The 16,087-nt window shown below is 52.6% G+C and carries 14 protein-coding genes; all 14 read left to right on the plus strand.

The genetic code is table 11. From position 1 onward, the window contains the following. Positions 1 to 2 precede the first annotated feature (2 nt). The 14 genes from NSS94_RS05565 to NSS94_RS05630 all read left to right on the plus strand — a co-directional run bounded on the left by NSS94_RS05565 (position 3) and on the right by NSS94_RS05630 (position 16,071). Positions 3 to 1,829 (plus strand): sensor histidine kinase, encoded by a 1,827-nt coding sequence (locus tag NSS94_RS05565; RefSeq protein WP_341038861.1) that lies wholly within the window; start codon positions 3 to 5, stop codon positions 1,827 to 1,829. A gap of 16 nt (positions 1,830 to 1,845) precedes the next feature. Next, positions 1,846 to 3,435, plus strand: coding sequence for a response regulator (locus NSS94_RS05570; RefSeq protein WP_341038863.1), 1,590 nt, complete (start codon positions 1,846 to 1,848; stop codon positions 3,433 to 3,435). Between the two features lie 123 nt (positions 3,436 to 3,558). Continuing rightward, complete coding sequence (locus tag NSS94_RS05575; protein WP_341038866.1) at positions 3,559 to 4,914, plus strand: ABC transporter substrate-binding protein; 1,356 nt, start codon at positions 3,559 to 3,561, stop codon at positions 4,912 to 4,914. A gap of 33 nt (positions 4,915 to 4,947) precedes the next feature. Beyond that, on the plus strand, positions 4,948 to 5,853 hold the full coding sequence (locus tag NSS94_RS05580) for a carbohydrate ABC transporter permease (protein ID WP_039269383.1): 906 nt from the start codon (positions 4,948 to 4,950) through the stop codon (positions 5,851 to 5,853). Beyond that, positions 5,850 to 6,776 carry a carbohydrate ABC transporter permease gene (locus tag NSS94_RS05585; protein WP_209950065.1) on the plus strand — a complete coding sequence of 309 codons (927 nt, stop codon included), beginning with the start codon at positions 5,850 to 5,852 and terminating at the stop codon, positions 6,774 to 6,776. Before NSS94_RS05580 ends, NSS94_RS05585 begins: the two co-directional genes overlap by 4 nt. Before the next feature lie 79 nt (positions 6,777 to 6,855). Continuing rightward, a complete protein-coding gene (locus tag NSS94_RS05590) occupies positions 6,856 to 7,959 on the plus strand; it encodes a M24 family metallopeptidase (RefSeq protein WP_049816916.1) in 1,104 nt (367 codons plus the stop codon). 73 nt (positions 7,960 to 8,032) lie between these two features. After that, positions 8,033 to 9,556, plus strand: coding sequence for an Ig domain-containing protein (locus NSS94_RS05595; protein ID WP_341038867.1), 1,524 nt, complete (start codon positions 8,033 to 8,035; stop codon positions 9,554 to 9,556). A 46-nt stretch (positions 9,557 to 9,602) separates the two neighbouring features. Next, positions 9,603 to 10,811, plus strand: coding sequence for an NAD(P)/FAD-dependent oxidoreductase (locus NSS94_RS05600; protein ID WP_341038868.1), 1,209 nt, complete (start codon positions 9,603 to 9,605; stop codon positions 10,809 to 10,811). Continuing rightward, positions 10,808 to 11,809: a proline racemase family protein gene (locus NSS94_RS05605; protein WP_341038870.1), complete on the plus strand. Its 1,002-nt coding sequence runs from the start codon at positions 10,808 to 10,810 to the stop codon at positions 11,807 to 11,809. Before NSS94_RS05600 ends, NSS94_RS05605 begins: the two co-directional genes overlap by 4 nt. Positions 11,810 to 11,872: 63 nt before the next feature. Continuing rightward, the gene (locus NSS94_RS05610; protein ID WP_340884526.1) at positions 11,873 to 12,760 is read left to right on the plus strand and encodes a dihydrodipicolinate synthase family protein; all 888 of its coding nucleotides are present in this window, start codon (positions 11,873 to 11,875) and stop codon (positions 12,758 to 12,760) included. A 15-nt stretch (positions 12,761 to 12,775) separates the two neighbouring features. Then, on the plus strand, positions 12,776 to 14,212 hold the full coding sequence (locus tag NSS94_RS05615) for an aldehyde dehydrogenase family protein (protein ID WP_340887066.1): 1,437 nt from the start codon (positions 12,776 to 12,778) through the stop codon (positions 14,210 to 14,212). After that, positions 14,193 to 14,519, plus strand: a complete 327-nt coding sequence (locus NSS94_RS05620) for a (2Fe-2S)-binding protein (RefSeq protein ID WP_230584936.1) — start codon at positions 14,193 to 14,195, stop codon at positions 14,517 to 14,519. Before NSS94_RS05615 ends, NSS94_RS05620 begins: the two co-directional genes overlap by 20 nt. Beyond that, positions 14,516 to 14,851, plus strand: a complete 336-nt coding sequence (locus NSS94_RS05625; RefSeq protein WP_029516055.1) for a (2Fe-2S)-binding protein — start codon at positions 14,516 to 14,518, stop codon at positions 14,849 to 14,851. Before NSS94_RS05620 ends, NSS94_RS05625 begins: the two co-directional genes overlap by 4 nt. Then, positions 14,848 to 16,071 (plus strand): NAD(P)/FAD-dependent oxidoreductase, encoded by a 1,224-nt coding sequence (locus tag NSS94_RS05630; RefSeq protein ID WP_341038871.1) that lies wholly within the window; start codon positions 14,848 to 14,850, stop codon positions 16,069 to 16,071. The genes NSS94_RS05625 and NSS94_RS05630 overlap by 4 nt, the downstream gene beginning before the upstream one ends. Positions 16,072 to 16,087: the final 16 nt, after the last annotated feature.

The raw sequence follows: 16,087 nt of genomic DNA on the forward strand, positions 1-16,087 counted from the left end.
GAATGGGAGGCCGGGGTCGTCAAAAGTTCGCCGGGATTCCTACAATCCGTGGGAAATTTATTGTACTGACGCTGGTACTCACCGTCATTCCGATGGTGGTATTGACCTTTACCTTTTACCGGATCGCGGCCCATTCCATCGGTGAGAAATCAGAAGCATTAGCTATGCAGTCTCGGCAAATGAGTGAAAATTACGTCAATGCCACGCTTTCCGATTTGAATGACCTGACCAATGCCATTCTCAGCAATCCTGATGTGCAGTCCATGCTGGAGACCAAGCCGGAAGATGATTATGAATATTTACGGAACGATGAAACACTCAGTATGGTTGTCCGTACGCAAACCCAGACCAAGCCGTATATCACGTCCTCTCTCATATATGCCGCCAATGGCGGGCTCAAGCATTCTCTCTATCAGGGGAATGTTTCGGTCCGTTTTGGCGGCCTTCCTACATTAGAGGAAGCACGTGTGTACTATCGCCGCCTGCTCGCCGAGCGGCCCATGATGTGGATGGCTCATTCGCCGTTTGAATCAGGACGCGGGATGGCGAGGGATCGCATCTATGTGGGGAAGCTACTTCGAAAAACGACTGGAGATTACGCACCCCTCGGATTTTTGCTGCTGGAAATCGACAAGGCTAGTCTGTTTCGGGGGCTTGCTTTTCATGAGACAGACGGCAATACCCAGATGTGGGTGCTGGATCAGGAGGGCGAGCCTGTATACCGATTGCCGGAGCAAAGCGTTGCGGATCAAGCGCTATTGCGGCAGATTGCTAAATCGGCTGTGGATAGGCCAGTGCTTACGAAGGACTGGAGAACATGGAACGGTCGCCAAACGATGATCTCTTACGGCCCGTTAAATGAAGGACAATGGACGCTGCTGCAAAAAGTCGATCAGTCTGTGCTGTTCGAGGATGCGCGGAAAATTGGTGCCTGGACCATCTGGACTTTTCTGGTTGCACTGATACTGGGCTGGATGCTGTCTTATCGGCTGAGTGACACGATTCGTCGCCCCCTGCTTCAATTGAGCCGATTAATGGCGGTCGATGGGAGTGTGAATCCTACAGGCTCAGCCCAAGCTTTCGAAGCTCCTACTTCCGTTGTTTTTAATCCTAAGGATGAGGTAGGGCAGATCGGGGAGCGTTTTCTTCATATGATGCAAAAAAATCATGAACTATACGATCAGGTCTACGAAGCGTTGCTGTCGCGTAAGCAGGCTGAGTTCCGCGCGCTTCAGGCGCAGATTAATCCGCATTTTTTGTACAACACGCTGGAGTCACTGAAGGGAATGGCATTGGCGAATGGGCAACGGGATATGGCAGAAGTAATCGGTGCCTTCGGTAAATGTTTTCGCATTTCACTAAGTTATGGCCGAGAGCAAATCAGTTTGGGACAGGAAGTTGAGCATGTAAGCGCCTATGTGAAGGTGCAGCAGTTCAGGTTTAGGAATTCGTTCGAGTGGATTTGCGAGGTAGAGGAGGATATTTGCGGATTTTATGTACCCAAACTAATCCTCCAGCCGCTCGTCGAAAATGCTATTTACCACGGTTTAAAAGGGCGCACCGACCATGGCTATATCATGTTATCCGGCACAAGGGAAGGGGATATGTTGCGTTTGACGGTCAGTGATGATGGGGGCGGTATTGGAGCCGAGCGTCTGGACGATATTCGGAAGTCGCTAGATGCCGAGCGGGGAAGTGCTATTGGCTTTGGACTGCGCAATGTACATGAACGGCTTCGGCATTATGGTCCGCAATATGGACTGTCCGTGACAAGCGAGCCGGGTCAGTACACCTCGGTTACCTTACTGGCACCCATTCGAACTGAATAAGAAAGGGGAGAAGGGCATGTACCGGCTGCTGATTGTGGACGACGAATATCATATTCGGGAAGGACTGAAGCTGATGGTGGCGGAAAGTGGCCTGTCAGTGGAAGTCAGTGATGTGGCGGGGGACGGCGAAACGGCATTACGTTTGTATACGGAGCAGCGACCGGACATGGTTTTACTGGATATTAATTTACCGGATATGAGTGGACTGGATGTAGCCAAAACTATTCGGGACAAGGATCAGCAGACCCCGTTATTATTCCTGACAGGGTACGAATCTATGACGTATATTCGTCAGGCAGTCTCGCTTCAAGCGGTCGATTATTTGCTCAAGCCGGTGACCAGCGAGGATTTCGAAGCGGCATTGAGCCGGGCTGAGGATCGTATTGCGCAATGGCGAAGAAGCGAGGAGGAAGCGATTCACCGCCATCGTTCATTGGAGCCATTGTACAGGGAGCATCTACTGCTGGATTTGCTCCAGCAGCGGCGTCCTGCAGCCGAGGTCATTCGGGAGATGGACGGGCTGAGATTTTTCGGCGAGACGAGTGGGCCGCCTTATACCGTGCTGTGTTGCGAGCTGGAGGAGGCGTCGCAGCAGGAAGCAGCCGCTAGCAAGTCACACGGTTCCATGCATAAAAGCTGCCATGTATTCGCTGGACTGGCTGGGGAGGCTGCGGCAGCAACCGGGGCGAAGGCGCACAGTGCAGCGGTTTCCCGCGATCGGCGTGTTGTGCTGCTGGCGACGGCATCTTGCAGGGCGGCGGAGCGGGCGGCACAGCAGATTCGGCAGGCCGTGCAGGAACGATTGAGCCAGAGCGTGTCCATCGGGATTAGCCGTCCTGTACAACGGATGGAGCAACTTCCCGAGGCGTATGAGGAAGCCGTGCAAGCGGCGGAGCATCGGGGGTGGGTGGGCTATAGCCAGATCATCCCCTATGAGAGCATTCAGGCGGCCGAGCCAAACAGCAGTCAATTACTGGAGAAGGAACTGCTGATGATTACGGAAATTCGAGCCGGTAATGATGCTGCCGTACATGCGATTTTACAGGAATGGTCAGGACAGTTGGCAGGGTTGCCATTCAAGCAGGTGAAAATGATCGTCACCCAGCTCGTGCTGTTCGTCATGCGGATCGTTCAGAGTGATGCATCTGTAGGACAAACGTCCATGCAGGAGCATGACCCGTTGTTGGAGCTGTCCCGATTACGACATGGGCCCGAGATGGTTGATTATGTATCGCGCTATTTTGTTCGGGTGGGTCGTCATGTCCGAGAATCACGCGAGAAGGGTATTCCCCGCAAATTCCAACGGGCCAAGGAATGGATTCGGGAGCATCTTCAGGAGGATGGAGGGCTGAACCGTCTGGCAGAGTACATGAATATGAGTCCCAAATATTTGAGTGCCCGTTTCAAGCAGGTTACAGGTGAAAGCTTCGCCGACTACCAGACGCGTGTTCGCTTTGAGCGAGCCCGAGAACTGCTGCTGGACCCGAATCGCAAGGTGGCGGAGGTAGCGGAGCTTGTGGGATTCACAGATACGAACTATTTTAGCATTGCCTTTAAAAAGCATACTGGACTGACCCCGACGGAGTTTCGTAAAACATTTTTGTAAACGCGCTGTTAAAAAAATCATACCAAAACAAAGAGAGTCTGGAGTCGTTGGGTGGTCGGCTCTGGGCTCTCAGCGCATAATAGGCTTGTAAGGAGAAACCAGTTCAGGAAGGGGCCGGTTGATTTGCTGAAACGAAGGTTACGGACATGGATGGCTCTCGTGATGACGGTGATGTTGACAGGGCTGACGGCTTGCAGTGGTAACGCTGGCGAACCGGCTAATCCCAATGCGGTCGAACTCAAGTTCATGTACTGGGGAAGCAATGATGAGAAGCAGGCGATGGAAAAAATGATTCAAAGCTTTAATGCATTCCACCCGAACATCCGGGTGAAGGGCGAGCATGTCCCTGGTGACTACACGACGAAAATTAACACGTTAATGGCTGCCAATCAGCTTCCTGATATCGCCTACCTGGGTGATTCCCTCACAATGAAATGGGCAAGTGAAGGCAGACTCCTGGATTTATCCTCTTATTATGACGAATATCCCGAATTAAAAAACAAGCTCAAATCCTCCTATCTCTACAGCGAACCCGGCAAGTCTATCGGCAATTACACCGCATTGGAAGTGATGCAGTTATTTTACAACAAGGAGTTGTTTACAGAAGCAGGGGTACCCGTCCCTCCGGCTGATCCTGAAAAAGCGTGGACATGGGATGAATTCCTGGAAATTGCCAAAAAGCTGACCAAGGATCAGAACGGCAAGCATCCGGGAGACAGTGGATTTGATCCGAAAAATATTGTGCAGTACGGCTTTGCCTTCGGCAATGACCGCAGCTCCTGGGGACCGCTTTTAGCAAGCAACGGCGGAGGTTTGACTGACAAAACGGGCAAGAAGTACACCCTGAACAGTCCTGAGTCGGTGGAGGTTTTTCAGAAGCTGCAGGATCTGGTGTTCAAGGAGCATGTTTCTCCTGATTTGATCCAGCAGCAGGACATGCCGTCTAATACGATTCGTCTTCAGACGAGGAAGGTCGCGATGGTGGTGGACGGAACCTGGTCCCTGCTTGATTTTTCGAACAACAAGCAGCTGCAATGGAGTATCGGCGTTCTGCCGAAGCTAAAAGAGCCCAAAACGATGATTGTTGCGGGAGCCACGGTCATTTTCCAGAGCACCAAGCACCCAAAAGAAGCGCTCGAATTTTATTTATACCATAACAATCCCGAAAAGGTGGATCTGTTCAAGTCCGGTCTTTGGATGCCTATCGAGGAAAAATATTATACCGATGAGCAGGCTATCCAGTCATGGACGAACAATGCCGCACATCCACCGGAATTTCAAAAGGCTGGCATTGAGTATGCCAGAGATTGTGCGATCAAGCCGTCAACTTCGACCCTTCGCAACTGGCCTGATATCGGTTCCAAGCTGACCCCGGGGCTGGATCTGATCTGGACGAACAAGAAGACGCCGCAGCAGGCGCTGGATGAACTGGAACCTATCATTCAGCCATTGCTTCAAGGCGTATACCCGGATGAATAATGCGGCGGGACAGCTGCGAAAGGAGAACAGCCCATGAAGCGACCAAAATCAGGAATGATGCGCATGGAGCGAAACTGGGGTCTGCTATTCGCGCTTCCTGCCATCCTCGGATTAATGATTTTTACAATTGGACCGATCGCGGCCTCGTTCGTATTCAGCTTAACCGATTGGACGATTGGCGGACAGATGACCTTTATTGGATTGGATAATTACCGAACCATTTTGACTGAAGATAATACCTTTTCCCAATCCATGTTCGTGACCACATATTATGCACTGGGCAGCGTACCTCTAGGCTTGGCGGCGGCTTTTATCATTGCGCTGTTATTAAATCAAAAGGTGAAGGGTTTGTCGGTGTTCCGCACGATTTATTATTTACCTACCATTGTACCGAGTATTGCCAACACGATGCTGTGGCTGTGGATGTTCAACCCGGATTTTGGACTGTTAAATTCGCTGCTGGAGGGCGTTGGACTGCCGGGGAGCAAATGGATTTATGATGAGAGCACTGCAATACCCTCGCTGATCATGATGAGCACCTGGGGGATCGGGAACACGGTCATTATCTTTTTGGCGGGACTTCAGTCGGTTCCCACTCATCTGTATGAAGCAGCTGAGGTAGACGGCGGCAATAGGTGGCATAAATTTTTTCACATTACCATTCCTTCGATGACACCAACCATTTTCTTCAATCTGGTCATGTCTTTAATCAGCACCTTTCAGGCCTTCAATCAGGCGTATGTTATGACCAACGGGGGACCTAACAATTCAACGTTGTTCTATGTGTTCTACTTGTGGCGTACGGCCTTTACGGAGACTAAAATCGGCTACGCCTCAGCTCTGGCTTGGATCTTATTTTTCGTCATCATGGTGCTTACCGTCCTGATTTTCTCCACGTCCAAAAAGTGGGTTCACTATGAAGGAGGGGAACGTTCATGAATCAGGTCACTTCTTCTGTCAATTCTTCAGAAACACCACATCATCCGCTTCCACAGCCTGAACGCTCCCGTAGTCCTGCTACCCCCACCCGTTCCAAACCATTCTCAATCAGCCGTGTTGTACTGTATATCGTTTTAATGATAGGCAGTGCGTTAATGCTGTTGCCATTTGTATGGCTCATTCGTAGCTCTCTGATGGGGACATCGCAAATTTTCGTGTTCCCGCCAGAGTGGATACCCTCTCCTTTTCAATGGAGCAATTACCCGGAAGCGCTGACTTCAGTACCGTTCGGCAGGTATTTTATGAATACGTTCATGATTGAGGTGTGTGTGCTGGCAGGAGTGATGTTGACCTCGATTGTGTCGGCGTTTACCTTTGCCCGCCTGCGCTGGCCTGGACGTAATCTGATTTTTTCCCTGCTAATCGGGTCGATGATGTTGCCTTACGCGGTGACGTTGATTCCCACTTTCGTCATGTGGCGTGAGCTGGGCGGGCTGAATACATTTTTGCCACTCATTGTTCCTGCATGGTTCGGTGGAGGGGCATTTAACATCTTCTTGATGCGACAATTCATGCTGACGATTCCACGCGATCTGGACGAAGCGGCTTATATGGACGGAGGTACGCCTCTGACTGTACTATGGCGCGTCATTATTCCTTTATCTTCGCCTGCATTGATCGTGATCGGAATATTTACATTTATTGATGTGTGGAACGATTTTTTGGGCCCGATTATTTACTTAAGTGACGAAAAGCATTTTACGCTCGCGCTGGGGCTGGCGACTTTCCGGGGATTGAACAATACCAACTGGCCTTACCTGATGGCGGCTTCCAGCACGATTTTGGCTCCGATCGTCGTGATATTTTTTATAGGGCAGCGTTATTTTATTGAAGGCATCACATTGACAGGGATTAAAGGCTAAAGGAAGTTAGGACGCGCTGGTGTGTTCTAAGGCATATGCCTTGAAAAGAGATGGGAAATAAGGAGGCGTACGAGTGAAAGTGGAAGACAGTCAGAAGACAAAACCGTTACAGGGTGTTCCTGGCAGACTGGCCCGGTTACGCTCGAAATTCACGGCTCTAGGGATAGATGCACTGCTTATTACACATGGGCCCAATCGAAGATATATGACCGGATTTACAGGCTCTGCGGGAATTGTGCTTGTTACGCAAGAAGAGGCTTTTTTAGTGACGGATTTCCGCTATATGATGCAGGCAACAGATCAGGCAGTGGAATATTCAGTGATTCGGCATGAGTCGCAAATCTTCCAGACCATCGCTGATCTCACAAGTAAGTTGGGGGTTCGTAGACTGGGTTTGGAGAGCAGGCATGTCTCACTTCAACAGTCGGGACAGCTTCAAGCCGCGCTGGGCTCGTTGGAGTACGTGCAAACGGAGGATGTCATTGAACGGCTGCGCGATGTGAAAGACGAAGAAGAGATTCGGACCATAAGTGAGGCAACGCGTATTACCGATGCTGCCTTTACGGAGGTGCTGAATTATATTCAGCCTGGGGTCACAGAGCGGCGGATTGCGGCGGAACTGGAATATCAGCTTCGGCTCGCAGGCGCGGAATCAGGCGGTTTTGCGTTCATTGTCGCTTCGGGTGAGCGCTCGGCATTGCCGCACGGACTGGCCAGTGACAAGGAAATTGGTCAGAACGAGTTTGTCACAATGGATTTTGGCGCAAATGTGCGTGGCTATCTATCCGACATCACGCGTACCGTATTCGTCGGCAATCCGTCGGAGCGGCACGAGGAACTGTATGCTATTGTGCTGGAAGCGAATATGACGACGATTGCTGGACTTCGCCCTGGCATGAGCGGTCGGGAGGGAGACAGTCTGGGGCGGGATGTGATTGCCTCCTATGGCTATGGGGAGCAGTTTGGTCACGGGCTGGGCCACGGCTTTGGCTTGGAGATTCATGAGCAGGTACGGCTTTCCCGCGAAAGTAAGTCGGTGCTCGTGCCAGGTCATGTCCTTACTGTGGAACCAGGCATTTATATTCCAGGCTTTGGCGGAGTTCGGATTGAGGACGATGTGCTGATCACAGATGTCGGTGTCAAGGTACTGACCTCTTCCCCTAAGGAGCTGCTTTTATTATAAAACGCAGTGGCGCTATAGGTAACTATCATAGTTTAGTTTGTAAGTCATTCAAAAATGAGATGGAGGGGATCAAATGAACACGCATAAAAGACACACCAAAATATGGCTGACTGCGCTGACGGCTTCTCTCATTGTAGCTTTGACACCAGCTATTCCGGGTCAACAGGCTTATGCCGAGGCAAAATCGGGTGTAAAAGTCGTCGACATTTTTAGCCGGACGGTGAACGATTATGGTATAGATCTGGTTGATTGGCAAGGATATCTGGCCAACCCGTATGTGAAGCTAAAAGTAAAACCGCCAGCGGATGCTGCTTTTCCGTTAACGGTTACGTTAAATCCGCAGGGCACGTCCCGGCTGATGATGGATTTGCCAAGTACGCTGTCGGCGCAAGGTGCAAGCAAAACGCTGACTTTTGCCAATGCCCAGGAGGAAAAAGATTTTCGGCTAGCCATCCATCCTGACCGGATTGGAGGAAACGGTGAAATAGAGAACTATACGCTGTCTATGTCCGTTGCCAGAAATGGTGGTCACACGACTACTCAGTCCATTCCGATTCGCGTGTTGGATCAGGACGATAATAAAGAACCCACAGTCCCTCTCCATTTTGACTACAGATTCGATACGATCAAGCCTTATTTCAATGATGCAGCTACCAAAAAAGCCGCAGAGCTGGCGGTAAAGGACTGGTTCTATTTCTTTGATCTGGCTCCTTTCGATGAGGTTCCTGCCAAAGCGGAGGTAAACCATCTGCCAGGAGACGACTGGCAAAATGAAATACAGGTGACAAATGATAAGCCCTACAAAGGCATGTGGGTGTTTATGAGAGGGCTGAACGGGCCGTATTCTACGGGCTTTCCAGCCACGAACGGCAATTATCATACACGTAACGGTGTGACCGTCCCAGGGAACCTGAACCGTTCCTATAGTTTGATACTGGATTTCTATGATGATGCGATTCCATTCACATCCGTAGACGATGAAGAATGGTATCAATCCGATCTGTCCAAGGTGACGGATGTGCATGGGCTGATCATGCATGAATTTGGTCATGCGATTGTGTTCAGCGACACATTCCCGGGTGTCAAAGCATTGAAGGAAGCGGCGGGCAATGACCCGGATATTCTGGCTTATCAGCACAGACCAGCTGCACTGGATGACAGCTATCATCTCTCCGGAGAGCTTGCAGAAGTCGACAGATTGAGCGGACAAAATGGAGGCTGGCGCCATCTGTTCCCGACCCGGCGCTGGATGAACACGAAGCTTTCGCTACTGGTAGCAGAAAAAGCTGGCTGGCCGCTGCGTAAGGACCTGACTCCTTTCCTCGCGCCAGAAATCATAACGAAGCAATTGCCAGCACCCGTCAAAGGCAAAGCGTACACGGCCAAGCTGGAGGCCAAAGGAGGCGTTCCGTTTTACGATTGGACGGTGACAGGCGGTCAACTGCCCGCAGGGCTCACACTGGATCGCTTTACAGGAACGATTAGCGGAACAGCGGACAGCGGAGCAGGCAACAAGACGTATACGTTCACTGTACAGCTGCGGGATTATGATGAGCTGAGCAAGCCTGTGACGCAAACCTTTACGCTCAAGCTGTAAATAATACCTCATAAGCAGATTAAAACGGCCGAAGGGAGGGAAGCGAATGAAACATGATGCCGCGGATCTGGTCATTGTAGGCGGCGGAATCATCGGTACAGCCATCGCTTATTATGCAGCTAAGTCCGGTATGAAGGTCGTGCTGGCTGAGCGAGGGGAGATTGCTGGAGGCACTTCGTCCCGTTGTGATGGAAATATATTGGCAATCGATAAAGAGCCCGGGTTTGACAGTCGAATGTCGTTGGTATCGCAGGAACTGGTGGCAGAGCTGGCTAGGGAATTGGAGGATGAGTTTGAGTATCGTGCGCCTGGAAGTATTCTGGTCTGTGAAAACGATCAGGAGATGCAAGCGGCTGAGCAGTGGGTAACCCGTCAGCAGCAGGAAGGACTTCCGTTTCGCATGCTGGATCATCAGGATTTGCGAGAGGAATGGCCACATTTGGCCAAAGATTTGCCGGGTGGGCTGGAGTGTGCGACAGATTCCACTGTGAATCCGGTGTTGATGACGTATGCACTGGCCGAGGCCGCGCGTCGGATGGGGGCCAAGTTATTACCGCGCATGCCGATACAGTCCATCCTTCAGGACGAAAGGGGGAACGTCCGCGGGGTTGAGACGCCTAATGGCGTTATCCATGCAGGTGCAGTGGTATTGGCGGCAGGTGTATGGACACGCAGCATCGGTCATTCACTCGGTTTGGACCTTCCGATTATACCGCGCAAAGGACATATACTGGTGTCTGCTCGAATGCCTTCCATTGGCAACCGCAAGGTAATGGAGTTCGGCTATCTGATGAGCAAGTTTGGCGGTCAGCGGTGTGTGGATGAGCTTTATGAAAAATACGGTGTAGCGCTGGTATTCGAGCCAACCGCATCTCAAAACATTCTGATCGGCAGCAGCCGTCAGTTTGTCGGTATGGACACACGTGTCGATCAGCAAGTGATTCGCTTAATCGCCCGTAGAGCCATTCGTTTTTTTCCTGCTTTAGCCAATGTACCGCTGATGCGGGCGTATACTGGCTTGCGTCCATGGACACCTGATCATTTGCCAATTGTATCAGTGGTGGACGAAGTACCGGGGCTGTATATCGCTTCTGGTCATGAGGGGGATGGCATTAGTCTTGCGGCGGTTACGGGTAAACTGGTGACCGAAATGGTACGTGGCGAACCCACTTGCATTCCGGTGGAGCCGCTGCGATATGACCGATTTGGGGAGGCTTTTACCAACCACGAGGTTCACGGGGAGGTAACCGGATGAGTGTACTGGGCAGAATTACTACCATTGATACCCATACGGGGGGCAATCCGACGCGAACGGTCATTCACGGCGCGCCTAAGCTGGTAGGTCGTACGATGCTGGAAAAAATGACTTATATGGCAGCACATCATGATGATTTTCGCCGTTTGCTGATGTTCGAGCCGCGAGGGCATGAGGTGATGTCGGGCTGTATTTTAACAGAACCGTGTCACCCAGATGCTGATATCGGTGTGGTCTTTATAGAGACCGGTGGCTATTTACCAATGTGCGGTCACGATACGATTGGCGTATGCACGGCGCTGATGGAAGGCGGGCTGATTGCTGCAAATAAAAAATCGATATTGCTGGACACTCCGGCAGGCCCGGTTCAAGTGCGGATGAAGGTGGATAAGGGCAAGGTGCGACAAGTAACGTTCACAAACATTCCTTCTTTTGTGTACCGTCGTGAGGTGGAGGTACAGGTAGAGGGCATCGGGCAAGTCACGCTGGATATTGCGTATGGAGGCAACTTTTACGGCATTGTGGAGGCGGCTTCCATCGGTCTTGCACTGGAGCAGAGCCATGGGGCAAAAATTGTACGAACAGCAGTGCAGATTCGGGAGGCAGTGAATGCGGTTGTTGAGGTCGTACATCCTGAAAATCCGGTTATTCAAGGGTTGACGCATATTGAATTTTACGGAGAGCCTGTGGCTCCACAGGCCGATTGCCGCAATGTCGTCGTCATCCCACCGGGAGGTATCGATCGTTCTCCTTGTGGCACAGGAACCTCAGCCAAGGTTGCGGTGTTGCACGCCAAAGGAAAACTGGACTTCAATGAGCCGTTTGTACATGAAAGCATCACAGGTTCCATGTTTCGGGCTGAAATCGTGGGCGAGACGCAGATAGGTCCTTATCCGGCAGTCATTCCACAAATTACAGGATCGGCTTGGGTGACGGGACATCATCAATTTGTGTTGGACCCCGAGGACCCGCTTAAAGAAGGTTTTTTGCTGATGTGAGCATTTTACATCCGTCCCGAATGCTGAATATGAAAATAAAGATGGGAAAGGGTTGGTAAGCATATGGCACGTTTTGAAGGTGTGTATGTGGCCTTGGTTACACCGTTCACGGCAGAGCTGGAGGTAGACCATAAGCGTCTGACCGAGCTGTGCGAGCATCTGATTGCAAGTGGCATTAGCGGACTGGTTCCTACAGGATCGCTGGGAGAATATGCGGCTTTGTCCCCGGAGGAACGGTCGCAGGTTGTGCATACCGTAATTGACGCTGCGGCAGGGCGTGTCCCGGTTGTTGTCGGCTCGGCGGCTCCGTCCACCAAACAGGCGGTGCATTGGATTCAGCATGCGAAGGATGCTGGGGCTGCGGGTGTCATGGCACTGCCACCCATTAATTACAATCCACTGCCTCATGAGGTAACGGCCCATTATGAAGCATTGTCAAAGGTGGGCTTGCCGATCATTGCGTATAACAACCCCCATGATTACAAGGTTGACTTGACTCCAGATATTCTTGCGGACTTGTCGCGAATTGAAAATATCGTAGCAGTCAAGGAATTTTCCGGTGATGTACGGCGTATTCACGCTATTTTGGATCAGACAGAGCTGGAGGTCATGGTTGGAGTAGATAATCTAGCGATGGAGGGGGCATTGTTCGGCGCGACAGGCTGGATTTCGGGGGTGCCTAATGCGTTGCCCAAGGAAGGGGTAGAGCTGTTCCGACTTGCACAGGCGGGAAATATGGCAGAAGCGTCCGCGTTGTATCGCAGGCTGCTGCCGCTGTTCCACTATGATGCCAGCCCGCAATTGGTACAGTCCATCAAATATATGATGGAGCTGGCTGGATTTCCGGTCGGTCCGACACGTCCGCCCAGACTTGCGCTGCCGCAGGCGGATTATGACCGCATTCGCGAAGCATTTGAGGTGGCGGTTCGTCCGAGCGGGGTTTCATCCTGAATGGAGGTGAAGATGATGGAGAGCCGAAATTGGATCGGTGGTGAGTGGCTGAGCCCTTCCGGCGAGGAATTGGTGGTTCACAATCCTTCGGACTTGAAGGAGGAGGTGGGAGTCGTCCATTTTTCAGAAACGGGCGATATTACACAGGCCGGGGATGCGGCACGGCTGGCTCAGGCGGGCTGGGCTGCTTTAAGTCCCGCAGCGCGGGGAGTTTATCTGTTCAAAGCAGCCGGGTTACTAGAAGCAGCATTACCTGAATTAGCTGAACTGGCCAGCCGTGAGATGGGCAAGCCGATTACCGAGATGCGCGGAGAGGTCATGCGAGGTGTCCATCTGCTCCGCTACTATGCGGCAGAAGGCGTACGTTCCATCGGTACAGTCATTCCTTCGAATGAGCCGGGAGTGCTCCAATACACAAAGCGCATTGCGCTGGGGGTAACGGCTGTCATTACGCCGTGGAATTTTCCGGTAGCTATTCCGCTATGGAAAATCGCCCCTGCACTTTTGTGCGGAAACACGGTCATCTGGAAGCCTGCCGAACATGCTTCATTAACTGCAGTACGGGTCGCCAAGCTATTCGAGGCGGTGCAGCTTCCACCCGGTGTACTGAACTTAGTCATTGGGCAGGGGAACCGTATTGGCGATGCCTTATTGGAGCTTCCGGTACTAGATGCGGTCAGCTTCACGGGTTCCACCGCTACAGGTTTGGGCATTGCCGAGCGATGCGCGCGCCGTAACATGAAATACCAGACCGAGATGGGAGGTAAAAATGCCGCCATTGTGCTGAAAGACGCGGATGTAGCACAGGCGGTGGCGATGATTATCAGCGGAGCTTTACGTTCAGCCGGGCAGAAATGCACGGCCACCAGCCGGGTGATCGTGGAACAGTCTGTCTATGAGACGTTCACGGAAGCCTTACGCCAAGCGGTGGAAAAAATACAGATCGCTCCGGCGCTTGACCCCGGTGCGTATCTTGGACCTGTGGCATCCGCAGGTCAATACGAGAAGGTCATGTCCTATGTATCACTCGCACGTCGGGAAGCTCACATTTTGGCCGAAGGTGGAGCCGCCGCCGGGACAGAGAACGGATATTATGTGCGTCCACTGGTGGCGACTGGACTCAATTCATCCCATCCGTTGATTCAGGAGGAGATTTTTGGACCTGTGTTGGGGGTCGTGCAAGCGGACGACTTCGAGGATGCAATTCGACTGTGCAATGATTCTATTTATGGATTAAGCGCCTCTCTATTCACCCGCGATTTGCGGTTGGCTCATCGGTTTCTGGATGAGGCGAACGCCGGTATGGTTCGGGTTAATCAGGAGACGGCTGGTGTGGAATACCAGGCTCCGTTTGGCGGTCTGAAGCAATCCAGTTCACATACCCGGGAACAGGGCCAGGCGGCGCTGGATTTTTATTCAGCGATTAAAACCTGTGCGATCAGCTATGAGTAAGCGGGTGACGGGACGAAGTGAGACGGTGGGGAGCGCATCAGGTCATTTGCTCATATGTCGCTGTGAAGAAGTGAGTATCGCACAGATGGAGCAGGCTTGCCGCATGGGTATGGACACCGTGCGCCAGCTTAAAATGGCTACGCGGGTGACGATGGGGGCATGTCAGGGTAGGGTATGCCGACAATTGGTGGAGTCATGGTTTTACAATCAGGTTCCTGCTGCCCGCCGGGAGGCGGAGCTGTTATCGCAAAGGCCACCAGTGCGTCCCGTAACGTTCGGGCAGCTGGCAGAGGGAGGTTCTTTATGAGCCGCACGCGTATTGTAAATCATCCTATTTTGGGACCAAAGCCGGAGCGGCGGCAGGTATCTTTCTTTTTTGACGGTCGTCCCATGCAGGGATTGGCTGGAGAACCATTGGCAGCAGCGCTGCTGGCCAGCGGTGTCCGTTTGCTGAGAAGGCATGAGGAATCCGGTACGGCCAGAGGCGTATACTGCGCCATTGGGCATTGTAACGAATGCCGCCTGACGGTTCATCCGTTCGGTACCGTCCGTTCCTGCCTGACCAAGCTGGAAGAAGGTATGGTGGTGGAAACCGGGCGGCAGCTTTCGAATGAAATCACAGGGAGAATTGTGACATGAATGAAATGGCGCATCTTATCGTCATTGGGGCGGGTCCCGCCGGATTGTCCGCAGCGGTATCGGCTGCTGAGCAAGGATTGCCAGTCACGGTACTGGATGAGTTTACAGAGCCGGGTGGACGTATGCCCGGGCAATATCATGAGGAAGGCAGTCAAGGCTGGTGGGTTGGAAAACACGTTTCGGATGAGCTGATTACCCGTTGCGGGGAGCTTGGGGTGGACATTCGCTGCGGCGTTTCCGTGCATGGTATGGAATATACAACAACGTGGGAAATTTCCACTTCCTGTGGATTGTTCACTGCGGATTACGTATTGCTAGCGACTGGAGCTGCCGAAATTCCCGTTCCGCTGGATGGCTGGACGTTACCGGGCGTCATGTCTATCGGGGCCGCACAAGTAATGACTAATGTTCATTACGTTAAGCCGGGGGAACGCGGCATCATCGTAGGCATGAACGTATTGTCGATGGCGATTGCCCGCGAGCTGTCTGTCGCCGGGGTGAAGGTGGCGGCAATTACACTGCCGTGCGCTAATCCGCTGGCTGGTGCGGCGGCAGATCCGACAGCCTCCGCGAAGCTGCTGCTTCAGCTGTCGGGGCTAGCTCCTGCCGCCTGGATGCGTGCAGGCGGCAGGCTGGCAGCGGCGCTGCGGATGGAGAAACTCATCGCGTGCTGCTATCCCCACAGAGGCTTCCGTCTGTGGGATATCCCGATCCGTTTGCGGACAGCGGTGCTGTCCGTCAACGGCCAGGACCGGGTCGAATCCGTGACCCTGGTCCACGTTAAACCGGACGGCTCGCCTATTCCCGGCAGCGAGCGCGTCGAACCCGCCGACTTCGTGGCGCTGAGCGGCGGCTTGTATCCGCTCGCCGAGCTGGCGGCGGTACCCGGGTGCAAATTCGTGTACAGCCCTGAGCTGGGCGGGCATGTTCCACTGCATGGTGAGCGAATGGAAACCTCGCTCAAAGGGCTGTACGTTGCCGGCAATATTACCGGCATCGAAAGCGGGGTGGTCGCGATGGCCCAAGGTCGATTAGCCGCCGCTTCCGTGCTCCATGCCGCTGGACTCGGCGGAGCAGGCGGGGAACAGCGGGTGCAGGAGGCGATCCGTGAGGTCCATTTTGCACGGAAGCATGCGCTGATTCAGTTTCATCCCGGCATTACAGAGGCGAGAACGCAGCTGTACCAGCAGTGGGGGCAAACCTTTGGCAGCGGCGCGTAACGGCTCGTTGTGTTTG

This window comes from Paenibacillus sp. FSL L8-0644 (assembly GCF_038008165.1).
Taxonomy (GTDB): Bacteria; Bacillota; Bacilli; order Paenibacillales; family Paenibacillaceae; genus Paenibacillus; species Paenibacillus polymyxa_D.

Bases quoted from the DNA above. Each gene is read 5' to 3' on its own strand.
- NSS94_RS05585 (WP_209950065.1), top strand. From the start codon at position 5,850: ATGAATCAGGTCACTTCTTCTGTCAATTCTTCAGAAACACCACATCAT.
- NSS94_RS05605 (WP_341038870.1), top strand. From the start codon at position 10,808: ATGAGTGTACTGGGCAGAATTACTACCATTGATACCCATACGGGGGGC.
- NSS94_RS05565 (WP_341038861.1), top strand. From the start codon at position 3: ATGGGAGGCCGGGGTCGTCAAAAGTTCGCCGGGATTCCTACAATCCGT.
- NSS94_RS05595 (WP_341038867.1), top strand. From the start codon at position 8,033: ATGAACACGCATAAAAGACACACCAAAATATGGCTGACTGCGCTGACG.
- NSS94_RS05625 (WP_029516055.1), top strand. From the start codon at position 14,516: ATGAGCCGCACGCGTATTGTAAATCATCCTATTTTGGGACCAAAGCCG.
- NSS94_RS05610 (WP_340884526.1), top strand. From the start codon at position 11,873: ATGGCACGTTTTGAAGGTGTGTATGTGGCCTTGGTTACACCGTTCACG.
- NSS94_RS05570 (WP_341038863.1), top strand. From the start codon at position 1,846: ATGTACCGGCTGCTGATTGTGGACGACGAATATCATATTCGGGAAGGA.
- NSS94_RS05600 (WP_341038868.1), top strand. From the start codon at position 9,603: ATGAAACATGATGCCGCGGATCTGGTCATTGTAGGCGGCGGAATCATC.
- NSS94_RS05580 (WP_039269383.1), top strand. From the start codon at position 4,948: ATGAAGCGACCAAAATCAGGAATGATGCGCATGGAGCGAAACTGGGGT.
- NSS94_RS05630 (WP_341038871.1), top strand. From the start codon at position 14,848: ATGAATGAAATGGCGCATCTTATCGTCATTGGGGCGGGTCCCGCCGGA.
- NSS94_RS05615 (WP_340887066.1), top strand. From the start codon at position 12,776: ATGGAGAGCCGAAATTGGATCGGTGGTGAGTGGCTGAGCCCTTCCGGC.